This is a genomic window from Bacteroidota bacterium, from assembly GCA_018816945.1.
In the GTDB taxonomy this organism is placed as follows: domain Bacteria; phylum Bacteroidota; class Bacteroidia; order Bacteroidales.
On the sequence record JAHIVC010000041.1, the window covers coordinates 65002 to 87721 of the forward strand.

Here is a 22720-nt window from a genome sequence, read left to right on the forward strand (position 1 = left end):
GTTTAGATAATACTTGCAGTTAAAGAACGGTTCAACATTTCCTGCTGAATAGGTTTTAAATCATGAAAAGCACCTGATTTCACGGCACACTTTCCTTTAAAGTGAATTAAGAATGCACATTGTTCAGCTTGAATAGCATCATGATCGCATAATTCAATTAAGGTTTCAATAACGAAATCAAAAGTATTGAAGTCGTCATTAAATAAAATAAGATCTCGAATTCCTTCTTTCTTAATTTTATTTCTAACAATCGGCTTTAATTTTTCAGTTCCCATTGATTTTAAATTTTATACTGCTAACAAAGTTAATTAAAAAATTGATCTAAGGAAATAAATTCATTTCTTTGTAAGCATTAAAACTACACATGAAATCATTTACTAACTTTATTAAAGAACTAGAATTCAAACTTACAAAACCATTGCCAGGACTGGAATCGCAAATCAAAATGGCTCCGGTTACCCGCAATCTGGAGATGAAGAAAAGCACTCATTTTAATCCTCCACGGGCAAGTGCTGTATTAATTCTGTTTTATCCAAAAAATGATAATATTCACACAGTTTTTATAAAAAGGCCGGAATATCAGGGAGTGCATAGTGGACAGATTGCATTTCCCGGCGGTAAATTTGAACTTGAAGATTCATCATTGATTTATACAGCTCTGCGCGAAGCTAATGAAGAAATCGGTGTTAATATTGATCATATTTCGGTGATTGGAAACTTGACAGAACTCTTCATTCCTCCCAGTAATTATAATGTACTGCCGGTGATAGGGTTTACAAATAAAAGACCTGAATTTATTATGGACCCAGTTGAAGTTGATGCGATTTTTGAAATTACTCTCGATCAATTACAAAATGCTGAGAACATACAACATAAAGAAATCCTACACCGTAATCAATTACTTGTAAAAGTTCCTTCATATTATATTGATACACATCTAATTTGGGGTGCAACTGCAATGATAATCAGTGAACTTACAGATCTATTAAAATCCTAAAAAAATTAATTAAGAAGTTCAATCTGATAAGTTATTTCAGCCCCCTTTTTTAACAATTCACTTACACCGCAATATCGGTCCTGTGATAGATTTACTGCTTTTTCCAATTTATCCATTGGCAAATCATCTCCTTTAAATTGGTAAGTAAGATGAATTTTATGATAATATCTAGGATGTTCCTCGGTAAGTTCTCCTTCAATTTCAATATTAAAATAAGCTGGTTCAATTCTCATTTTTTTCAGAATCGATACTACATCCATTCCTGTACATCCTCCTAAGGAGGCAAGGGTTAAAGGCTTCGGTCTTGGGCCTGAGTTTTCACCACCAACGCTTTCATCAGCATCCATTAAAATTTTAAAATTGTTGATCTCGGCCTCAAAAGCCATATTTTTTTTCCAGGTACAATTGATTTTACTCTTCATTTAAAGTTTAATTTATTTGCATGTAAAGATAATACATTAAAACATGAGACACTTTTACTATCCTTATTTTTGTTTTTGATAAAATAGTAAAAGTTATTTTAATCCTCCTGCATAAAAGGATATTTGTAATCTTCCGGTGGACTAAAATTTTCCTTAATCGTTCGGGGAGAAACCCATCTTAACAAATTCAGCATAGAGCCGGATTTATCATTAGTGCCTGATGCCCTAGCTCCGCCAAATGGCTGCTGGCCAACAACTGCACCCGTAGGTTTATCATTGATATAAAAATTACCGGCCGCGTTAATCAGCTTTTTTGAAGCCAGATCAATAGCATATCGGTCCTGTGAAAAAATGGCACCGGTCAGCGCATATGGAGATGTTTTATCTACTAATTGCAGCGTATTTTCAAAATCATCTTCAGGATACACAAATATAGTCAGTACAGGACCAAAAAGCTCTTCACGAATAGTTATATAACTTGGGTTATCTGTTACTATTACGGTAGGTTCGATAAAGTAACCCTTCGTTTTATCATAATTACCCCCAACAATAATTTCGGCATCCTTATCCTTTTTTGCAGCGTCAATATAAGACGTTAGTTTATTGAAAGCAACTTCATCAATCACAGCCGTAATAAAATTGGTAAAATCTTCAGGGCTACCCATTTTAAATGATTTAACATCCCGAATCAACTGTTTCTTAATCTCAGGCCACAAATTTGAAGGAATATAGGCTCTCGAGGCTGCAGAACACTTCTGTCCCTGATATTCGAAAGCACCCCTCGCAAGAGCGGTAGCAACCTGGCTTGGAATAGCCGATTTATGGACCATTACAAAATCCTTACCCCCTGTTTCCCCAACTATTTTTGGATAGGTATTATGCAGATGAACGTGATCACCTATAGCTTTCCATATTTTGTTGAATACGCCATTAGATCCTGTAAAGTGAACTCCAACGAAATCAGGATGTTTTGCCATGACATGCCCACCAACCGGCCCTGGTACAAAAATCATATTAATTACCCCATCAGGTAATCCGGCTTCTTTAAAAATATCCATAATGATAGTAGCTGAATATATCTGTGGTTCGGAAGGTTTCCACACCACAACATTGCCCATCAATGCCGGTGCTGCAGCTAAGTTGCCGGATAAGGAAGTAAAATTGAAAGGTGAGATTGCATATACAAATCCTTCTAAGGGTCGTTGTTCCATTCTGTTCCAAACTCCTTTTGAAGAAAGAGGTTGCTGCTGATAGATTTCGGTCATAAAATGAACATTAAATCTTAAAAAGTCAGCAAATTCGCAGGCAGCATCAATTTCAGCCTGATACACATTCTTCGACTGACCAAGCATGGTTGTTGCGTTTAATTTCTGGCGATATTTCCCTGAAACGAGCTCGGCTGCTTTCAAGAATACTGCAGCGCGCTGATCCCAGGTTAAAGCCTGCCATTGCTCTCTGGCTCCTAAAGCTGCATCAATAGCCTGATAAACATGCTCTTCATTTCCCCTATAAAATTTACCCAAAGTATGTGCAATTTCATGGGGAGGATGAATCGTAACAGGATCATTGGTACGGACTTCTTTCCCACCAATAATCATTGGAATATCCAGCTCTTTAGACTTATAATATTTTAACTCCTTTTTAAGCTCGATTCGTTCAGAAGAGCCTGGTAAATAGTCGAGCACAGGTTCGTTAAAAGGAAGTGGTGTTCTATATATTGCTGTTGACATTTTTATAATTTAAAAAATGCAAAGGTATTAAATTTATTCTTATTTAGAATTATTCTATGTTCAAATTGTGTTGGAACATAGCCTATTTTGCTTTAGCAACACTTTTTTTAAGCCTATTTTTTTTGTATATTTGTAAAGCAAATGACTAATTAAAGCATTTCCATCTGTCTTTCTGCTACTTACAGCACTTTTGAGATATTTTGAAATTATTTAAAATTATTTCTTTTTATTTAGATAATATAAAGGTTCTAAATTAAGTTACCATGAATAAAATTAAGACATTAGAGAAGGTCGCGATCAGTGTAAAATCTTTCAAAATACTAAATCAACTTTTAGTTGAAAACCCAAAACTCGACCAAATCATAAGAAAAGCACATTATAAATCAGAAGCACTTTTGGAAATTAAACATTGGGTTCTTCAATATTTTAAATCACATCCAAATGCATATCAATACTATAAAACATCAGCATGCGAAACCAAGCACTATAAAAAACTAAATTGGCGAGATATTGCTGCAATTCGGCTATTAGATTATATAGACAATGCCGGGCAAAGGTATAATGATTTAAACCTAAGAGGTGAAATGGTTGGTAGCAACCCTATTAAATACCTTTGGATGGCGGTAAAATATGGAACAGGAGGTGCCAAAGAAGATTTTTTCCTGGACATGCTCTATCTTTTTCGTCAATTTAGTGGTAAAACCCAAATTAGCAATAAAAATGAATTACTGAATGAATGGATGAATCGGCATCCTTCGGGCTTAGATCCCAGAATGATCAAAATAAGAGATAAAAACAGGGACCGAATCATCCATATTCTTATTGAAAAAATTGATGAAGGGGAAATAACAAGCACTAATTATTATTTTGAGCCAGGCATGTCTTCGGAGCAAAAATACCTGAGGATGATGCAATGGTGGGACGATCGCAAGTTTCATCTTAGATTTGCAATCCGTTCGCCTAAATTACTGAATGAATTACTGGCTTCCTCCCTTGATCCAGAGACAATGGACCTACTAAATAAAGCTCATGATACAGGAATTCCATTTTTTATTAACCCGTATTATCTAAGCTTATTAAATGTAAACGAACCGGGATTTGCTCCTGGAGCAGATATGGCAATTCGAGATTACATGATTTACAGTAAAGAATTAACCGAAGAATTTGGGCATTTGGTAGCTTGGGAACATGAAGACATCGTACAACCCGGCAAACCCAATGTCGCAGGTTGGATTTTACCTTCCTCACATAATGTGCACCGAAGATATCCTGAAGTGGCAATACTCATTCCTGACACCGTCGGAAGGGCATGTGGAGGACTCTGTGTTTCATGTCAAAGAATGTATGATTTCCAAGCAGGGAATTTAAATTTTAATCTGGATAAACTTAGGCCCAATGAGGCATGGCCGCAGAAACTAGCACGATTATTAGAATATTTTGAAGAAGATTCACAATTAAGGGATATTTTGATAACAGGTGGCGATGCCTTAATGAGTACAGATATATCCTTACAAAAAATTCTGGATGAAATTTACTTAATGGCAATCAGAAAAAATGAAGCAAATTTAAAACGAAAGGATGGTGAAAAATTTGCAGAAATGATTCGAGTACGCCTTGGTACCAGGCTCCCTGTTTATTTGCCACAACGTATTACACCTGAATTGACTGCCATCCTTAAAGACTTTAAAGAAAAAGCATGTAAAATCGGGATAAAGCAATTTTTTATCCAGACTCACTTTCAAACCGCCATGGAAGTAACACCCGAAGCAAAAATTGCAATTGAACGTCTGATTTCTGCCGGTTGGACCGTTACCAATCAAATGGTATTTACAGTGGCTTCATCACGCAGAGGACATACTGCAAAGCTCAGGAAAGTATTAAGTGATATTGGGGTAATACCTTACTATACTTTTGGAGTGAAGGGATACATGGAAAACTTTCATAATTTCACAACTAATGCGCGTCTAATGCAGGAACAGATTGAAGAGAAACAAATTGGAAGATTACCAATTGATTTCTATACTACCAATGAAAAGGTAAATATAGGTTCTGATGATATCGTCAGAAATATTCATGCATTGAAAAAGGCTGGTAATATCCCTTTTTTAGCCACAGATCGCAGTGTCCTGAATCTTCCAGGTATTGGAAAAAGTCTAAATTACCGAACCATTGGGATAACACGCGATGGCCGCAGAATCCTTCAATTTGAGCACGATCGTAACAGAAAACACAGCCCGATAGTCAATCAAATGGAAAAAGTGATTATTATTGAATCAAAGTCTGTTGCACAATACCTCAGACAGCTTGAGAAAATGGGTGAACAAGTGAATGAATATGAGAGTATTTATGGATACTCTCTGGGGGTCACAGATCCAATTAATCCTTTATACAAGTACCCGGATTATAACTATAAAGTAACTGATATAGTGACAAACTTCACCAAAGAAAAATTTAATGAGGATATTGACGATACCTAAATTTAAAATTGAAATTAATTATACTGAGTCATTGCCATCAGGCAGCTGTTTAAAAAAGCTTTCATATTCAGGATAGTGAAAATTCTTTTTTGCAATTTCAAGCGGAAATACAATAAATTTAGCTACAGTTTCTGAGCAAAGCTGATCTTCAGAATCGAATAATTGCACATGCACTTTTGCTACATTTTTATAAAAATCATCAATCTTAGCTTTCAATTTGATTTTGCCCTTATCACAAAAAACGGGATGTTTGTATTTGGTTTCCAATCTCGAAGTTAATCCAGAAGATTTAAGTTTGATTTGAATGCACCAGCTTGAAATTTCATCCATCAATGTCGCATGAATACCTCCATGTAACACATTGTGATATCCTTGAAATTCAGGTCGGGGTTGCCATTCAGAAACCACAAAATCTCCTTCTTCATAAAAAGACATTTGCAATCCTATTAAATTGTGTTTAGAACAGGCAAAGCACTTATGTTCCTCAAATTTATCATACGGATTTAAGATTAATCTTTTCATCATAATAAAATTATTTTTTAAGGGATGATGCCCGCCTGAACGAATATATTCGGGCATGGGTGTTTCATAAGTCTATAATATTACTTTTCAATAACTCCGTTTAAATCAAATGCGCTGGCCGAGGTTACGCGAACATGATAGAATTCACCAATTTTGCATTGATTATTTTCTTTTAATATAAGAACTTCGTTGTCAACTTCAGGTGAATCATATTCCGTCCTGCCAACAAAAAAATTGCCTTCCACACGGTCAATAAGAGTTTTGAAAACCTTTCCTATTTTATTCTGATTTAATTCGAATGAAATTTGCTCCTGAATTTCCATAAGTTCTTCCATTCTGTCATTTTTCGTTTGATCATCTATATTGTCTTCCAATCGGTGAGCACGCGTATCTTCTTCGTGAGAATAGGTAAAAACTCCCAATCTTTCAAATTTTGTTTTTTTCACAAACTCAAGCAGTTTTTCAAAATCCTCTCTGGTTTCATTCGGAAAACCAACAATGAATGTTGTACGAAATGAAACATCAGGAATTTCAATCCGGATTTTTGTAATTAAATCTTCTATCTGATTTGGAGAACTCCATCTGCGCATGGCTTTAAGAATAGGTGCGCTAATGTGTTGAAGCGGGATATCGATATAATTACAGATATTCTTTCTGTTTTTAATAACTTCAAGAAGCTCAAAAGGAAAATCTGTTGGATAAGTGTAGTGCAATCTAATCCATTCCAAATCCGGAATATCAGCCAATTCGTTTAAAAGTTGAGGAAGCTTTCTCTCGTGATATAAATCCAGTCCATAATAAGTCAAATCCTGAGCAATTAAAATCAGCTCTTTAACCCCATTCTTGACCAGCAATTTTGCTTCATGTATAACTTCTTCAACAGGTTTTGACTTATGCTTACCTCGAATGAGCGGAATAGCACAAAAAGAGCAAGTACGGTCACATCCTTCAGAAATTTTTAAATAAGCAAAATGTTTAGGTGTAGTTTGTAATCGCTCACCTACCAATTCTTTTTTGTACTTGGCACCTAAATCTTTAATGATTAAAGGAATATCATTTACGCCATAATAGCCATCCACTTCTGTCATTTCAGCCGACAACTCTTTTTTGTAACGCTGGCTTAAACAACCCATCACATATACAGCTTTTACCAATCCCGCTCTTTTAGCTTCAAGGTATTGCAATATGGTATCGATTGATTCTTGTTTAGCATCAGCAATAAAGCCACAGGTATTGATAACAGCTACCTCTGAAGGATCGTTGGAATTATGAGAAACAGATAGATCGTTCATTTGCAATTGTTTCATTAAATGCTCTGAATCAACGAGATTTTTTGAACAACCAAGTGTAACGATATTTATTTTAGTGGGTTTTATTTGGGTTTTCAAATATTACTTATTAAAAAGTGTATTGACATATTCATAGCGATCAAATAGTTGTAAATCTTCCATTTGTTCGCCTATGCCTATGTATTTTACCGGAATCTTAAATTCATCCGAAATTCCTATTGCAACTCCTCCCTTTGCTGTTCCATCAAGTTTTGTTAAAGCTAATGCGTTGACTTCGGTAGCGGCCGTGAACTGTCTGGCTTGTTCTATTGCATTTTGACCGGTTGATGCATCGAGTATCAATAAAATTTCGTGAGGAGCATCAGGGATGACCTTTTGCATTACATTCTTGATTTTAGACAACTCATTCATTAAATTAATTTTATTATGCAATCTTCCAGCTGTATCAATAATCACCACATCAATATTGTTTGCAACGGCCGACTTAAGCGTATCAAAAGCAACAGAAGCAGGATCTGCTCCCATACCCTGACTTACAATTGGTACTCCAACCCTTTCGGACCAAATTTTTAATTGATCAACAGCCGCTGCCCTAAAAGTATCAGCAGCACCCAGAACAACTGTTTTTCCGGCCAATTTAAATTGATGTGCTAATTTCCCGATTGTTGTGGTTTTACCAACACCATTCACTCCAACAACCATAATCACATAGGGTGTTTTTATCCCTTTTAAATCAAAGCCAGTAGCCTCACCTTGAACATTTTCTTTTAGTAATGCAGCAATCTCCTCTTTTAAAATTTTATTTAATTCAGAAGTTCCGAGGTATTTATCACGACCAATTCGTTCTTCAATTCTGGCAATTATTTTAAGTGTGGTACCAACTCCAACATCCGAAGTTACCAATACTTCTTCCAGATTATCCAGAACTTCATCGTCAACTTTTGACTTGCCAACAATCGCTTTGGATATTTTAGAAAAAACACTTTCTCTTGTTTTTTCTAAACCCTTATCCAGGTTAGGTTTATTATTTTCTTTTGAAAAAAAACTAAATACGCTCATTGCTTTATTTATTTTAAAAAAAAAGCTTCTTCCTATTCGGAAAAAGCTTCTTCATATCATTAGTAATGATCACTTATTTTTTCAAGAATTCTTTTACCTGGTCGTTCGGAACAATAGTATCTTTAAAGGTATATGCACCTGTTTTTGGAGATTTTACCATTCTGATAACTTTGGCGAAATCTTTACCTGCCGATTGTAAACTTGCAACTACTTTCTTAGCCATAACTTATATTATTTAATTTCTTTATGAACAGTCATTTTTTTCAAGATCGGATTGAATTTTTTCAATTCAAGTCGTTCAGGAGTATTTTTTTTATTTTTGGTTGAAATGTATCTTGATGTGCCTGGCATACCGCTTGCTTTATGCTCTGTGCACTCTAAGATAATCTGTCCTCTTGCGTCTTTACTCTTCTTTGCCATTTTTAACTAATTATTTTTTCGGACTGCAAAATTATTAATTATCAAAATAATATCCTAGTATTAAATCTATTTTTTTGCAATACTTCTGTTTAAATATTGTTGTTGTACAAATTATTACGTAATAAATGATCAACCAGCACCAATGCTGCCATCGACTCAACGATTGGCACGGCTCTTGGAACAACGCATGGATCATGTCGGCCTTCCGCTTTAAAATCAACATTTTCACCTGTTTTATTAACGGTTTGTTGGTTTTTCATAATAGTAGCTACAGGTTTAAATGCTACATTAAAATAGATTCGCTCTCCATTAGAAATTCCGCCCTGTATACCTCCGGAAAAATTTGATTTGGCAACAATTTTTCCATCTTCATTTCGCAATGAATCATTTAGTTGAGAACCACGCATTGCTGAACTCTTAAATCCATGACCAAATTCAAAACCCTTGACAGCATTGATGCTTAACATGGCTTTGCCAAGATCGGCATGCAATTTATCAAAAACAGGCTCACCAAGACCGACCGGACAATTTTCAATGATACAACTAACGATGCCTCCGATTGAATCACCCTCTTTTTTGAGTTGTTGAACCAAGGCTATCATTTTCTCAGATGAACTTACATCCGGACATCTAACCATTGATTTTTCAATATTCTCAAAGGAAATTAATACTGAATCATATTCCATTGATAATGATCCAATTTGTGACACATAGGCCAACACTTCAATCTTATATTTTTTTAAAATCAATTTTGCGATAGAACCTGCTACAACCCTGGTTGCTGTTTCTCTGGCAGAAGATCGCCCTCCCCCTCTGTGATCGCGCACCCCATATTTTTTATCATAGGTATAATCAGCATGTGACGGACGATATACATTTTTCAGATGATCATAATCCTTTGATTGTTGATCTTTATTTTTTATGACGAATCCTATGGGAGTTCCTGTGGTCTTTCCTTCAAAAATGCCTGATAAAAACTCAACGATATCATCTTCCGAACGCGGACTTGTTATATCCGACTGACCAGGTTTTCGGCGATTTAGTTCTGATTGAACATAATCAAGATCAATTATAATACCGGAGGGGCATCCATCAATAATACCTCCAATGGCAGTTCCATGAGATTCACCAAAAGAAGTAAATGAAAATATTTTACCGAAAGTATTGCCTGCCATTTATTTTTTAAAACAATTTCCTGAATAAAACTTAACCAATGTCTGTACTATTAAGCACCTTAAGTTTTGACTCCATCAAAGCTAAATCGTTTTTTGCACATTCAATTTTTTTCTCAAATTCAGCCTTTAGTATATTTGCATTTTTCGAATTAGCCAGGAATCCAACATTATTCTCCCATAAATTTATATCTTCCTTCATCTTACTTATCTTATTTGAAAGAAAGCTACGTTCTTTATAAATCATATTTCGAGTAGCAGGGCTATCGCTCAAATTTTCAATTTTTGATTTATAATTAATGGTATTAATCTCAGTCTGATTAATTTTCAAATGCTCAAGATGTGCATTGATGGCTTTTCGGAACTCTGCTTGAAGTTTTTCTTTTTCTTTAATCGGAACATGGCCTATTTGCATCCATTCTCTCTGGAAATCTTTAAAAACAACAAGATTTTGCTTTTTATCTGCACCAAAACTATAGTTCTTGATTTTTTGAATCAATTCAATTTTTTGATTCAAATTTGCTTCTTCATGAACATGAATATTTGAATAATAATTAGCTTTTTTAGTGAAAAAATCATCGCAAGCTGCTCTAAACCTTTTCCATACTTTATCTGAATATTTTTTAGGTACGGGGCCTAAAGTTTTCCATTCTTTTTGAAGATTAATCAGATCGTCAGTAGTTTTTTTCCAATCTTCACTATCTCTTAGGCTTTCAGCCTGCAAACATAAATCGAGTTTTTTATTATAGTTGTTTAACTGTTGTTCTTTTAACTTTGAGTAAAAATCTTTTTTTATTTCAAAGAAACCGTTTAATAATGATTTAAACCGCTTCCAAACTTCATCATTAACTTTTTTGGGAGCCGGTCCTATCGATTTCCATTCTTCGAGAAGTTTATTAACTTTATCTGTTTGGTCCTGCCATTCTTTCAAAGTATTCGATTCTGTTTCCAGTAATTCTTCTGCTTGTTCGCACAAGACCAACTTGGCTTCGAGATTTTTGGTTTGTTCTTCATGCAAATCACCATAAAACTCTCTGCGGCGCTCATTAATTTTATCACTTGCTTGCTTAAATCTTTCCCAAATATCATCTTTAACATCCATTGGTACCGGACCAATTTTTTTCCATTGTTCATGGAAATTCTGCAGTTCTTTGAATGATTTAGTGATGGAAGGATCAATTAACAATTCTTCTGTTTTCTCGCAAATCTCAACTTTGAGTTCCAGATTTTTTCGTAAATCCAAATCTCGCAATTCTTTATTAATCTTAACTTTATCAAAAAACATTTCGACCAAGAAATGATAACTTTGCCATAAGTTGTTAATTTCAGCTTGCGGTACGATACCAATTTCTTTCCACCGTTCCTGCAAAATCTTAAATTCATCGTAAGTCTTTTTCAGTGTTTCTTCTGAATTGTTTAAAACTTTAAGTTCTTCAAGAATCTGCTTTTTCAATTCAAGATTTTGGAGTTTTAGTTCCTCCTGTGATTTATTAAATTTGGCCTTATTTTGCTTGTAAATATCAAATAGGGCTTTGAATTTTTCTTCAACAACATCCAGATCAGTCACGTATTCTTCAATATTACCCCCTGCCGCAACAAATTCTTCACGTTTTTTCTCACGTTCAATTTTATTCTCACGCAAAAAAGCAACTTTAAGAGAAGTGATTTTCTTTTTAATCAAAGAGATGTTTGTTTCATTCACTATTTCTGCAAGTGCCTCTACTATCTGCTCACGTGAATATGAATCTATATCAACATCATCATAACTGATTTCTGTATGATTATCTTCATCCTCGACAGGTACAGATTTTTCTGTTTTGATTTTCTCAACCGATTTCTTTTTATTTTTTTGACTCTCACCGGAGTTTAATGAAGTAACAGATCCTTCAACACCCATTTGATCCAAATCTGATGCAGGATCATCTATATTTTTATCATTTAAAGTTTCTTCTACTGATGCTATTTCCGGGGAAGGAATGACCTCATTATCTAGGTCATGAGCTGTTGAATTTACTGATGGAACATCTGTATCAACTTGATTTTCATCAGGAAGAGAAAGTTTATTTTCATCCATTTCTCTTTCTACTTGGTCGATCAACTCTGCCGGTTGATTTTCAGTAATTTCGATTTCTACTGCATCCTTTTCAGGTAGTGACTTTTCATTTTTCATAATTTCTGTTTTTAACAGTTGTAGAATTCGTTTCCCCTTAAATGTTGAAAACGATGATGTTCAAAATAATACATATAAACAATAGAGTTCATCACATTTGAATTTCTTCAAATCACAATGATTGGCTCAAGATCAGTTGCAAAAATAACAATTAATTGGAATTCTTCACTTTCTCATGAATTTTTATTTTCAAAAAACTTAGCTCCTGCAATTCTCAATTGTTAATCAAAACCATTGATCTAACAGTGCTATTTAAATGCGTAATTCCTGAATCAGTTCTTTTAAATTGAATGTGGGAAAATAATATTATTCTAATCCAAATTTATTAAACAGAATAAAGCCAATATTAAACATCACGGAAAATGAATCCTTTCGTTTCTCATAATAGTTCAAAGCCAAACTCATAGGCCCGATTCGGGTTTGGTAAACTAAAGATGCAGAAGCAATATATGAATTGTTTTTAAACTCATCCCCGTAATAAGCCAGTAAGCTTTCCGGGTCAGCAAATATTTGTTTAAAGGGTTGGAAAAAATACAATTCGGTTCTAAAATCTAAGGATTTGGTTATTGAAAAAATTTCTTTAACACCAAGTGCTATATAATTATGGGCCCTATATCCGGGTAAAAACATTGTAGAACTTTCGAGTGTAGGTTGAAATTGCTGTGCCATCAGAATAGTTGCAGTATAGTTGTTGAAAAACTTTTTATTGGAAAAGTACAATTCTGCATAAATACCGGTTTTTATATCTGCAAGGGCATTAAAATAACTTTCGGAAATTGCCCTGAATTGCCAATACTGATGCAAGCCTGAATATAAATGCCTTGCTTGTGAAGTAGAACCTGGAACATGTTTTTCTTCGCCTATGACATACTGTAATGACAAATAATGCTTTGCACCAGTTGTTGGGTACTGTTTTCTGTTCAATGTATTGTATTCAAATCGCATGAATGGCGATGTAAAAAGAAAACTGGTACGATCTGTTGTATCACTGCGCAAAAAATAATTGGTCTGATAATAATCATCTGCAAGTTTCCCAGTTGTCAGGCCTGAGCTTAAACGTGAACGATTTGTGATAGGAATACCAAACTCAACCTCTCCATAATACTCACTTTTCAATAGGTATGATGGCGTTTTATCCTCCACAAAATAGGTTGTATTTTTAAAATAATCGCGATAATGTAATACGTATGAAGCCTGCAAATAATAAGGCAGTCTGGAAGGATAATCAATTCGTGCATTCAACCTGAGCCCGCTATAAAAGCGCCCGAAATATAAACCCATATTATAGTTTGACGATGTAATGCCAAAATGATTGTATTGTAATCCGATGTATGCTTCATTCACCGACTTAGATGAAATGTTGCCACCGAAATCGGCCATAAAATCACTCGCCTTTTTTACCTGAAAATTGAGATGATAAGAGGAGGAAACTGAATCGTACAACAAAGCCGGATAAATTGAGGTTATATTATTGTCGGCCAGAAGCTTATAATACTCCCATTTCAAATCATTCATATTTAAATACTTTTGCTTACGTTTGATGTGCCTATTTACAAAAGTAGACTGGTAAATATTACAGCCTTCAATTTGAATTGATTCTATAGCTATTGGAGGAATTTTATTATGGAAATTCAGTCGTTTTTGAAATAATTCTTTTGGATCTGATTTGCGACTAACTAACGATTTGATAGTATCAATTTTATTCATCGTGTGAATATAACCACTATCAATGTATTCTTTTGCCCTGCTAAAATCGGTTAAATTCATGCTCCCTAAATCTGGTTCAATAATTATTCCTTTGCCGGGAATATTAGAATAATCGGTCTTTGACATTAACATGTTTTGCAACTGAGAGATAATATCATCTTCTTGCGGAGGTGCGAAATTACTTGAAGCTTTACTGCCAATAATAATATCAGGGGAAAAATCATTATAGGCAACATCAACCGGAAAATTATTGTACATTCCACCATCAAACAACAATTTACCATTTACCCTGATGGGCGAAAAATAAAATGGTACCGACATTGACGCCCGAATGGCTTCTCCCAATTGCCCATCTTTCATGATTACTGATTCACTGGCTTCAATGTCAGTTGTAACACACCTGAAAGGGACGAACAAATTGTTAAAGTCATACTTTGAAGCTGCACTTGGGCCTGCAAATAATTCCATAATAGTAATATCCATCTCATCGGTAGGTACAAGATTTAATGGGATTTTTGAGCGAAATCGTTTATCATAATGGATTGGTAAACTAATCCAGGATGGATTATCAGGTTTCTTTTTGAAAAAGAACTGATTTTTAATATCCAATTCACCGGAAGCCCATCGAATAAATTCTCTTGAGGTCAGCAAAGTTTCGATTTCAGCAGGAGAATAACCACTGGCATACAAGCCACCAACCACGGCACCCATTGAAGTACCGGCTATATAGTCAATTGGGATATTGTTTTCTTCAAGTGCCCTTAATACGCCTACATGTGATAAGCCTTTAGCTCCTCCCCCGCTCAAAACAATTGCCACCTTCTGTGCGAACACAGGATTAATTCCAAATAAAACAATGGATATTACGATTAAAAAATATGTGAATTTCAGTCTTGGCATTGAAAAATCTAACGTATCTAATAACTTATAAATTTAGGCAATATTATATTCAAAAAAAGAGTCCTGCTCACCACAGGACTCTTTTTTTTTATCATTCATTGATTAAACTTTTCCGAGTGCCTGATCGAGATCCTTAATAATATCCTCAACATCTTCAATTCCAACAGATAACCTCACCAATTCATCTGTGATTCCTGCTTTTTCTTTTCCTTCTTTAGTCAATTTAGAATGTGTCATTGATGCGGGATGCTGAATAAGTGTTTCAATTCCACCCAGAGAAACAGCTAATAAAGCCAACTGAACATTATTCATCATAGCTTCACCGGCTTTAAAACCACCTTTCAGGCCAAAACTTATCATTGCACCCGGTCCCGACATTTGACGTAATCCTAAATCATATTGAGGATGAGATTTTAATCCGGGATAATTTATCCATGCTACTTTTGGATGATTCTCAAGATAATCGGCCACTTTAATACAATTCTCCTGCGCTCTTTCAATACGTATTGCCAATGTTTTCAATCCCCGTCGGGTTAGAAAGGCTTGGTTTGGGTCCATATTACATCCTAAATTAATCATGATCGGACGCAATTTTTTGAAATCGGCTTCTGTTTTGGTTACGATCATTCCTGCAACAATGTCAGCGTGACCATTAATAAATTTGGTCATCGAATGTAAAACGATATCAGCCCCTAAATCCAAAGGTTTTTGTAAATATGGGCTACAAAAAGTATTATCAACACATACAGGAATATTTCTTTTGTGTGCAATTTTGCATACAGCGACAATGTCGGTTATCTGCATCGTTGGATTGGCAGGAGTTTCAAGATAAATAAGTTTTGTATTATCCTGAATTGCATTTTCAATCTCCGATAAATCAGCAGTATTAACAAACGTTGCTTCAACACCAAATCGTGGATAGATAGTTTCCAATACACTTCTGGACGGACCATACACTGCTTGCGTACAAACCACATGTGATCCCTGTCCCAAATAAGCCATATAAACCGTATTGACTGCACCCATTCCGGAACTTGTAGCAATTCCACCAAAACCATTTTCCAGATCGGCCACGGTTCGCTCTAAATCCATAATAGTAGGATTCCCTATTCGGGTATAAATATAGCCATCACTTTCACCGGTGAAACATTTTGCTCCATGAGCAGCACTTTCGAAACTGAAAGTTGAAGTTTGATAAATAGGAGTCACTGCGCTACCCAAGGGATCTTTGATACCACCTGAATGAATTAACTTGGAATTAAAACCCGCCTCTTTTAAGTTCATTTTATGTATTTTTGATTTTGTAATTATTAACTTCACAAAGATAATTTTTATATTCATAAGTAACATCTACATATCTTGATAAATATGACTTATTTACTTTCAAAATCGCTAAAAAATGGTAGAATTTCCGAAAAGATGTAATTGGCCCTCCGATGATAAATTAATGATAAAATATCATGACGAAGAATGGGGAATACCTTTGCATGACGATGATAAACTGTTCGAGTTTATTGTTTTAGACGGATTTCAGGCAGGATTGAGTTGGAAAACAATTCTTCATAAAAGAGAAAATTTCAGATTGGCATTTGATCATTTTGATGCTAAATTAATAAGTACCTATTCTGAAGAAAAAGTTGGTGATCTTATGGAAAACTCAGGAATAATCCGCAACAAACTAAAAATCAGGGCTACAATAAGCAATGCGGTCGCTTTTTTGGAAACTCAAAAGAAATTTGGAAGCTTTGATAAATACATTTGGCAATTTACAAATTATAAAACCATCGATAATAAGCTTTATTCATTAAAAGAGATGCCCGTAACATCAACTGAATCGGATGCAATGAGTAAAGACCTTAAAAAGCGTGGTTTTAAATTTGTCGGATCAACAATATGTTATGCTTTTATGCAAGCCGCTGGAATGGTAAACGATCATACTATCGACTGTTTTAGATATAAACGACTATAAAACTAAGGGGTTTCACTTTAAAGTGAAACCCCTTAGGGAAATTTTAGTTTTTGTTAAAAAGGCCAGAAATTATTATCGTTCCAAATTTCTTCTTTTAAATCTTCATTCAATCGGTGGAGCAAATGATGATGGGTTTTTTCCCAATCAGCTAACATCTGATACATTTCTTTTTCATTTTTATCTGTAGCATCTTTGGCCCGACCTGAATAAACTTCTATGGCTTTGTTTTCAAAATCAATGGCAGCAGAAATAGCGGCGGCCTCAAAACTGGCGGCACTAATTTGCTTTTTAATTTCTTCGGTCAATATCTGAACTGCTTCAGTGTCGTCAATATGAACATTTGGTTCATTCTTTATAAACTCATTATATTTTTTATAACTGGCAAACTGGCGTGATAAAAAATCAATATGTTCATCTTCTTCTTCGGCCATCATGGTGAAGATTTTTTTTACGGCAGCACTTTGCGTTTGTTTCGCGATTGTTGAATAAAAAGCCTTCCCTTTTCTTTCAAGTAATATGGCAGTCTTCAGTATTTCTATTGCAGCATTTTCTTCCATTTTGCTTTGTATTTTTTATTATAGAACAAATAAAGTTTCAATGACAAATATAATTGAAATAGGGCAGAAATAAATATATTTGTATTAAATCTAAATAACATTCCGTTGAATCCTGAAATCAAAAATAAATTAATTCGGTTATTTGAAGACTGGTCAAAAGAAAAAGCCAGTTCTATAATTCAGCTTGACCCATCGGGTTCCGAACGTAATTATTTCCGAATTAAATCGGCTAACAAAGTTGCATTGGGTGTTTATCACGTGGATGAGAAAGAAAATAAGGCTTTTATTTCTTTCTCCGAAACTTTTACTAAATTAAATTTCAACACCCCTAAAATATATGCTTCTCGATTGGTTGACCATATTTATTTAATTGAAGATTTTGGCGATCTCAACCTATTTTCAATTGTACTAAATGAAGGCCAAAACCTATCAGAAGATACAAAATTACTGTACAAAAAGAGTTTGAAGGCATTATTCGAATTCCAAACAAAAGCAGTAAATCACATTGATTTCAGTAAATGCACACCACGATCTAGTCTTGATAAACAATCGCTTATCTGGGATTTGAATTATTTTAAATATTATTTTTTAAAACCACAAAAAATTGAATTTGACGAACAACTGCTTGAAAATGATTTTCAAACCTTTAGTGATTATTTATTAGATGCTGATCAAAACTATTTCGTTTACCGCGATTTTCAATCACGAAATATCATAATTCGTGATCATGAACCTTATTTTATAGATTATCAAGGTGGGCGGATGGGGCCACTTCAATATGACGTTGCTTCCCTCCTATTTCAGGTAAAAGCAAATTTATCACCGGAAACCCGGGCAGCCTTGCTGGATTATTATCTTGATCTTCTACCAGAGAAAAAAGACATTGTTGCTTTTAAAAAACATTTCTACCCTTATGTTCTGATCAGGATTTGTCAGGTTTTAGGGGCTTACGGATTTAGAGGATTAATTGAGAGAAAAGCACATTTTATACAAAGCATTCCCTATGCTGTGTCAACACTTAAATGGTTGCTTGATCAATTGAAAATGGACATCAAAATACCGGAATTAAGTCGGGTACTTAAAAAAGTCACACAACTAACATTCAACGCACCAAAAAATAAAAAACCCGGATTAACCATTCATTTGAACAGCTTTGCCTACAAAGCCGGAATTCCGATAGATTACAGCGGTCATGGTGAAGGTTTTGTTTTTGATTGCAGATCGTTGCCTAATCCCGGAAGGTTAAAAGAATACCGCCATCTTACAGGCATAGATGAGCCCGTGCGAACATATTTACAAGAATATGAGGAAGCTCATGATTTCCTGAAGCATGTCATTCAAATTATTGAACCGGCAATTCTCAAATTTCAGGAAAGAAAGTTCACTGATTTATCAATAAACTTTGGATGTACCGGAGGTCAGCACCGATCAGTTTTTATGGCCGAAAACATCAATAAATATTTAAAATCTTCTTTTCAACTAAATATTGAACTAAATCATACACAAAAAGAGAACTGGATTACGACCGACTAAAACTTTAGAAAAATGGGTAAAAAGATGTGCAAATCAAAAAAAGATGGGTTAGGACAAAAAGTGAAGCATCCGATATTTGAATGCAACAGTTGCGGCGAACTGGCAGTTAAAGAAAAGCATCTTTGCAAACCCCAGAAACAATAAAACACAAAGTTGATGAAAGGGATGATTTTTGCGGCAGGACTAGGTACTCGATTAATGCCTCTTACTGCAAATAAACCAAAAGCGCTTATCGAATATAAAGGCAAAACTTTGCTTCAGCATGCCATTGAAAAATTAACCGAAGCCGGTATTGATGATATAATCGTTAATGTTCATCATTTTGCTGATCAGATAATCAAATTCGTGACTAAACATAATTTTGATGCTGAAATCACAATATCCGACGAAAGGGATGCATTATTGGATACCGGAGGCGGATTAAAAAAAGCTGCCTGGTTTTTTGACAAAAGTCCATTTTTAGCATACAATGTTGACATTATTTCGAACATCAAAATTGATGAATTAATAAAAGTGCATTCAGCCAGCAAAGCAATAGCAACTTTGGCTGTAAAAGAAAGAGAATCGTCAAGAAAATTAATGTTCGATGAAAATTTTCGATTATGTGGATGGGCAAATTTATGCACTAATAAAAACATTGTCACAATGGAATCGGCTATTGTTCATGAATATGCTTTTAGCGGAATACAAATTCTGGATCCTGAGATTTTCAAATACATGCCGGCTAAAAGGAAATTCTCGGTTATTGAATTATACCTAAATTTGGCATCAACTAAGATAATTTCAGGTTATCTCGACCAACAGGACTTTTGGCTTGATCTTGGACGCCCTGAGCATTTAAACCAATAATTTAAAAAGTAAATTAATGAAATCTTTTCTGGAAAGAGTTGCCGAACACCTGATCGAACACTATCCTGATCGTATTTCAAACATTTGCATTGTACTTTCCAATCGACGTGCCAGTTTGTTTTTAAAAAAATACCTTGCCGAACTTTTAGGCAAAACAAGCTGGGGACCGAATATTTTTTCAATTGAAGATTTCATTCAGGAACTTTCGGAATATCAAAGCATCAACACATTAAAAACAACCTTTGAGCTTTATGAAGTTCATAAAACAATTGAAGGGAAGCATGCACAAGGCTTTGATGAATTTTATAAATGGGGCAGCATTCTGGTTCAAGATTTCAACGAAGTTGATTTACATATGGTAGATGCAGAGCGGATGTACAATTACTTATCCGAAGTAAAATCGTTGGCAGAGTGGAACCTGGAAATTGAAAATTTGAGTTCTTTTCAGAATAACTATCTGAAGTTTTTTAATTCGCTCAAAACATATTACATCCTACTCAATGAAAGATTAAATAAGCGTAAATTGGCTTATAACGGCAAATTATTTCGCCATGTTGCCGAAAATATTGAAGCACGATCAAAATCGCTTGAGTGGGATCAAATTTTATTTGCGGGTTTCAATGCCTTAAGCCTCGCCGAAGAAAAAATTCTTTTTTCTTTAAAAGAATTGGGATCAGCAGATTTTTTATGGGATGTTGATGATTATTACTTAAATCACACGAATTTTGGAGTAAAACATGAGGCAGGATTATTTTTCAGGAAATATTTTGAAAACCAGAAGGAAAGTGAAATCAGTTGGGTTGATCAAAATTTAAAGAACGACAAAAAGGATATCCAAATTTATGGTATCCCAAAACAAATAGGTCAGGCAAAATTTTGTGGACAATTATTGCAGCAGGACTCCCATTTTTTAACCGCAAAACATAAATCAGCCATCATTCTGGCAGATGAAAACTTACTCATTCCGGTTTTAAATTCAATTCCCTCAACTTGCACTGAATTGAATGTTACTATGGGTTTGCCACTTTCAAGTAGCCCACTCTTCGGCTTTTTCAATCAATTGTTTAAAATGCAGTTGTATGCCGAAAATAAAAAAAAGATGCTGAACCTATCTGATCCACTTTTCAGATATTCGGATATTTCAAAATGCTTAAGGCATTCAGTAATAAGTAATCTCTCTGATCAACTTTTTAATGGTCCAAAAATTTCAATTCAGCATATCCTCACTCAAATCAAAATAACTGGCCAGCTTGATTTTAAAAGTGAAGATTTATTAAAAGCTTTTAAAGCCGAAAATTACAAGAAAACATTTTTGACCATCACTTTTAAAGACTGGAAAGATAATCCTGTTATAGCTATTCAATGTTTTCAAGGCGTCATTGAAATATTCAGAGATGCTACGATCAACAAGCAGCTTGCTGATCAAATTGATTTAAAAATTGAGCTCGAATTACTCTACCAGTTTTCAATTCTGTTTAATAAAATTGAAGGATTTATTAGTGAATACGGCTCTATAAATACGATTAAGATTTTTCATTCCATCTTTTTACAGATCTGTAGTTCTCAAAAATTACCCCTTTACGGTGAACCGTTAAAAGGCTTGCAATTAATGGGAATGCTCGAATCAAGGAATCTCGACTTTGACAATCTTATCATTCTTTCGGTGAATGAAAACATTTTACCATCTTCAGGAAAACAAAACTCTTTTATCCCTTTTGAGCTGAAACGTGAGTTTAACATACCCACCCATCGTGAAAAAAATGCCATTTTCGCTTATCATTTCTTCCGTTTGCTTCAAAGATCAAAAAACATAACACTTATTTACAATTCGCAGCCCGATCCATTAGCCGGTGGCGATAAAAGCAGATTTTTACATCAAATAATTGATGAGCTTGCACTTTATAATCCTCAAATCAGTATAGCCGAAAAAACCGTTTCATCAATCATAAAATTAAGCGCAGAACAACCTATATCAATTCCAAAAACCAAAGGAATATTTCAAAGACTTGATGAAATTTCAAAAAATGGGATTTCAGCAAGTAGCTTGAACATTTATATTCGTTGTCAACTACAATTTTATTTTAAGCAGATCGCCCAACTTGGCGAACCGGATGAAGTGAGCGACACCATTGACGCGGCAATGCTGGGAACAGTAATACATGAAGCACTGAAAAATTTCTACGTGCCTTTTATCAATAAAGTGTTAAATCCTGAAGAATTAAAAATCAATCTGAAAATGACCGACCAATATATTGTTCAGGCATTCAAAACACATTATAATCAAGGCAATACTAAATTCGGTAAAAATTTACTCATTGTTCATGTGGCCAAAGAATTATTCAGGAATTTTATTCAACACGAAATAAATGAATTTAGTAAACCTGAAGGACAAAAAACAGAAAAAATCATTACTTCGCTTGAAAAAAAATTTGCTTCTATATTAACTTTGAATTTGAATGGTGAACCCAAAGATGTTAAACTTAAAGGATTTATTGATAGAATTCAAATGGTTAACGGCATTACAGAGGTTGTTGATTACAAAACAGGTGCAATAAAACCTAAAGATTTAAAACTGGATGCATGGAACGAATTAATCTCGGACAAGAAAAATGATAAGGTTTTTCAACTATTGCTATATGCCTGGATACTAAACAAGAATGTCTCAAATCACAACGAATTTATTGCAGGAATATATCCATTAAAAAGAATTTCAAATGGCTTTATTAAAGTGCAAACACCTGATCAAAATCAAAGCACTTTGACCAGCTTCGATTTAAACGAATTTGAATTACAGCTTACTAAGTTATTGGTTGAGATTTATAATCCAAAGCTTAATTTTGAACAAACCGACGATCTAAACAACTGCTTATATTGCACTTATCGTTCAATCTGCAACAAATAAATTGAACAATTTAATGTGTATAATTATTTTTATTAATATTATAGT

The 22720-nt window shown here is 34.5% G+C and carries 19 protein-coding genes; 6 read left to right on the forward strand and 13 right to left on the reverse strand.

The features are described 5' to 3' along the window. Positions 1 to 2 precede the first annotated feature (2 nt). Positions 3 to 275, reverse strand: a complete 273-nt coding sequence (locus KKG99_06990) for an ATP-dependent Clp protease adaptor ClpS (GenBank protein ID MBU1012732.1) — start codon at positions 273 to 275, stop codon at positions 3 to 5. A gap of 89 nt (positions 276 to 364) precedes the next feature. Between KKG99_06990 and KKG99_06995 the strand changes: the two genes are divergently transcribed. Further along, positions 365 to 997 carry a CoA pyrophosphatase gene (locus tag KKG99_06995; protein ID MBU1012733.1) on the forward strand — a complete coding sequence of 211 codons (633 nt, stop codon included), beginning with the start codon at positions 365 to 367 and terminating at the stop codon, positions 995 to 997. Between the two features lie 5 nt (positions 998 to 1002). On the opposite strand, the gene KKG99_07000 is transcribed toward KKG99_06995, so the two are convergent. Next, positions 1003 to 1419 carry an OsmC family protein gene (locus KKG99_07000; GenBank protein ID MBU1012734.1) on the reverse strand — a complete coding sequence of 139 codons (417 nt, stop codon included), beginning with the start codon at positions 1417 to 1419 and terminating at the stop codon, positions 1003 to 1005. A 98-nt stretch (positions 1420 to 1517) separates the two neighbouring features. Continuing rightward, entirely contained in the window at positions 1518 to 3149 is a 1632-nt protein-coding gene (gene pruA / locus KKG99_07005) for an L-glutamate gamma-semialdehyde dehydrogenase (protein ID MBU1012735.1), read from the reverse strand. A gap of 263 nt (positions 3150 to 3412) precedes the next feature. Between pruA and KKG99_07010 the strand changes: the two genes are divergently transcribed. Then, positions 3413 to 5626, forward strand: coding sequence for a KamA family protein (locus KKG99_07010; GenBank protein ID MBU1012736.1), 2214 nt, complete (start codon positions 3413 to 3415; stop codon positions 5624 to 5626). A gap of 18 nt (positions 5627 to 5644) precedes the next feature. On the opposite strand, the gene KKG99_07015 is transcribed toward KKG99_07010, so the two are convergent. The 9 genes from KKG99_07015 to KKG99_07055 form a co-directional block, all read right to left on the reverse strand. Then, positions 5645 to 6148, reverse strand: a complete 504-nt coding sequence (locus tag KKG99_07015; protein MBU1012737.1) for a PaaI family thioesterase — start codon at positions 6146 to 6148, stop codon at positions 5645 to 5647. Positions 6149 to 6228: 80 nt separating this feature from the next. Next, positions 6229 to 7536, reverse strand: coding sequence for a 30S ribosomal protein S12 methylthiotransferase RimO (rimO, locus tag KKG99_07020; GenBank protein ID MBU1012738.1), 1308 nt, complete (start codon positions 7534 to 7536; stop codon positions 6229 to 6231). Between the two features lie 3 nt (positions 7537 to 7539). Continuing rightward, positions 7540 to 8496, reverse strand: a complete 957-nt coding sequence (gene ftsY / locus KKG99_07025; GenBank protein ID MBU1012739.1) for a signal recognition particle-docking protein FtsY — start codon at positions 8494 to 8496, stop codon at positions 7540 to 7542. 73 nt (positions 8497 to 8569) lie between these two features. Continuing rightward, the gene (locus KKG99_07030) at positions 8570 to 8719 is read right to left on the reverse strand and encodes a DUF4295 domain-containing protein (protein ID MBU1012740.1); all 150 of its coding nucleotides are present in this window, start codon (positions 8717 to 8719) and stop codon (positions 8570 to 8572) included. Between the two features lie 8 nt (positions 8720 to 8727). Then, entirely contained in the window at positions 8728 to 8916 is a 189-nt protein-coding gene (rpmG, locus tag KKG99_07035; GenBank protein MBU1012741.1) for a 50S ribosomal protein L33, read from the reverse strand. 89 nt (positions 8917 to 9005) lie between these two features. Further along, positions 9006 to 10091: a chorismate synthase gene (gene aroC, locus KKG99_07040; protein ID MBU1012742.1), complete on the reverse strand. Its 1086-nt coding sequence runs from the start codon at positions 10089 to 10091 to the stop codon at positions 9006 to 9008. 31 nt (positions 10092 to 10122) lie between these two features. Next, the gene (locus KKG99_07045) at positions 10123 to 12258 is read right to left on the reverse strand and encodes a DUF349 domain-containing protein (protein MBU1012743.1); all 2136 of its coding nucleotides are present in this window, start codon (positions 12256 to 12258) and stop codon (positions 10123 to 10125) included. Between the two features lie 306 nt (positions 12259 to 12564). Further along, complete coding sequence (locus tag KKG99_07050) at positions 12565 to 14865, reverse strand: patatin-like phospholipase family protein (GenBank protein ID MBU1012744.1); 2301 nt, start codon at positions 14863 to 14865, stop codon at positions 12565 to 12567. Between the two features lie 102 nt (positions 14866 to 14967). After that, positions 14968 to 16149 carry an aminotransferase class I/II-fold pyridoxal phosphate-dependent enzyme gene (locus tag KKG99_07055; protein ID MBU1012745.1) on the reverse strand — a complete coding sequence of 394 codons (1182 nt, stop codon included), beginning with the start codon at positions 16147 to 16149 and terminating at the stop codon, positions 14968 to 14970. A gap of 115 nt (positions 16150 to 16264) precedes the next feature. On the opposite strand from KKG99_07055, the gene KKG99_07060 reads away from it, so the two are divergent. Beyond that, complete coding sequence (locus KKG99_07060; GenBank protein ID MBU1012746.1) at positions 16265 to 16834, forward strand: DNA-3-methyladenine glycosylase I; 570 nt, start codon at positions 16265 to 16267, stop codon at positions 16832 to 16834. A 53-nt stretch (positions 16835 to 16887) separates the two neighbouring features. Here the strand turns inward: KKG99_07060 and KKG99_07065 are convergent, their stop codons facing one another. Beyond that, positions 16888 to 17391, reverse strand: coding sequence for a ferritin family protein (locus KKG99_07065; protein ID MBU1012747.1), 504 nt, complete (start codon positions 17389 to 17391; stop codon positions 16888 to 16890). Between the two features lie 105 nt (positions 17392 to 17496). On the opposite strand from KKG99_07065, the gene KKG99_07070 reads away from it, so the two are divergent. From KKG99_07070 to KKG99_07080, 3 genes are all read left to right on the forward strand, one after another. Continuing rightward, positions 17497 to 18924 (forward strand): phosphotransferase, encoded by a 1428-nt coding sequence (locus tag KKG99_07070; GenBank protein MBU1012748.1) that lies wholly within the window; start codon positions 17497 to 17499, stop codon positions 18922 to 18924. A 156-nt stretch (positions 18925 to 19080) separates the two neighbouring features. Then, positions 19081 to 19773 carry a nucleotidyltransferase family protein gene (locus KKG99_07075; protein ID MBU1012749.1) on the forward strand — a complete coding sequence of 231 codons (693 nt, stop codon included), beginning with the start codon at positions 19081 to 19083 and terminating at the stop codon, positions 19771 to 19773. Between the two features lie 16 nt (positions 19774 to 19789). After that, a complete protein-coding gene (locus KKG99_07080; GenBank protein MBU1012750.1) occupies positions 19790 to 22675 on the forward strand; it encodes a PD-(D/E)XK nuclease family protein in 2886 nt (961 codons plus the stop codon). Positions 22676 to 22720: the final 45 nt, after the last annotated feature.

Bases quoted from the DNA above. Each gene is read 5' to 3' on its own strand.
- KKG99_07015 (MBU1012737.1), bottom strand. From the start codon at position 6,148: ATGAAAAGATTAATCTTAAATCCGTATGATAAATTTGAGGAACATAAG.
- KKG99_07030 (MBU1012740.1), bottom strand. From the start codon at position 8,719: ATGGCTAAGAAAGTAGTTGCAAGTTTACAATCGGCAGGTAAAGATTTC.
- KKG99_07065 (MBU1012747.1), bottom strand. From the start codon at position 17,391: ATGGAAGAAAATGCTGCAATAGAAATACTGAAGACTGCCATATTACTT.
- KKG99_07080 (MBU1012750.1), top strand. From the start codon at position 19,790: ATGAAATCTTTTCTGGAAAGAGTTGCCGAACACCTGATCGAACACTAT.
- ftsY (MBU1012739.1), bottom strand. From the start codon at position 8,496: ATGAGCGTATTTAGTTTTTTTTCAAAAGAAAATAATAAACCTAACCTG.
- KKG99_07045 (MBU1012743.1), bottom strand. From the start codon at position 12,258: ATGAAAAATGAAAAGTCACTACCTGAAAAGGATGCAGTAGAAATCGAA.
- KKG99_07055 (MBU1012745.1), bottom strand. From the start codon at position 16,149: ATGAACTTAAAAGAGGCGGGTTTTAATTCCAAGTTAATTCATTCAGGT.
- aroC (MBU1012742.1), bottom strand. From the start codon at position 10,091: ATGGCAGGCAATACTTTCGGTAAAATATTTTCATTTACTTCTTTTGGT.
- rpmG (MBU1012741.1), bottom strand. From the start codon at position 8,916: ATGGCAAAGAAGAGTAAAGACGCAAGAGGACAGATTATCTTAGAGTGC.
- KKG99_07060 (MBU1012746.1), top strand. From the start codon at position 16,265: ATGGTAGAATTTCCGAAAAGATGTAATTGGCCCTCCGATGATAAATTA.
- KKG99_07010 (MBU1012736.1), top strand. From the start codon at position 3,413: ATGAATAAAATTAAGACATTAGAGAAGGTCGCGATCAGTGTAAAATCT.
- pruA (MBU1012735.1), bottom strand. From the start codon at position 3,149: ATGTCAACAGCAATATATAGAACACCACTTCCTTTTAACGAACCTGTG.
- KKG99_07075 (MBU1012749.1), top strand. From the start codon at position 19,081: ATGAAAGGGATGATTTTTGCGGCAGGACTAGGTACTCGATTAATGCCT.
- KKG99_07000 (MBU1012734.1), bottom strand. From the start codon at position 1,419: ATGAAGAGTAAAATCAATTGTACCTGGAAAAAAAATATGGCTTTTGAG.
- KKG99_06990 (MBU1012732.1), bottom strand. From the start codon at position 275: ATGGGAACTGAAAAATTAAAGCCGATTGTTAGAAATAAAATTAAGAAA.
- KKG99_07050 (MBU1012744.1), bottom strand. From the start codon at position 14,865: ATGCCAAGACTGAAATTCACATATTTTTTAATCGTAATATCCATTGTT.
- KKG99_06995 (MBU1012733.1), top strand. From the start codon at position 365: ATGAAATCATTTACTAACTTTATTAAAGAACTAGAATTCAAACTTACA.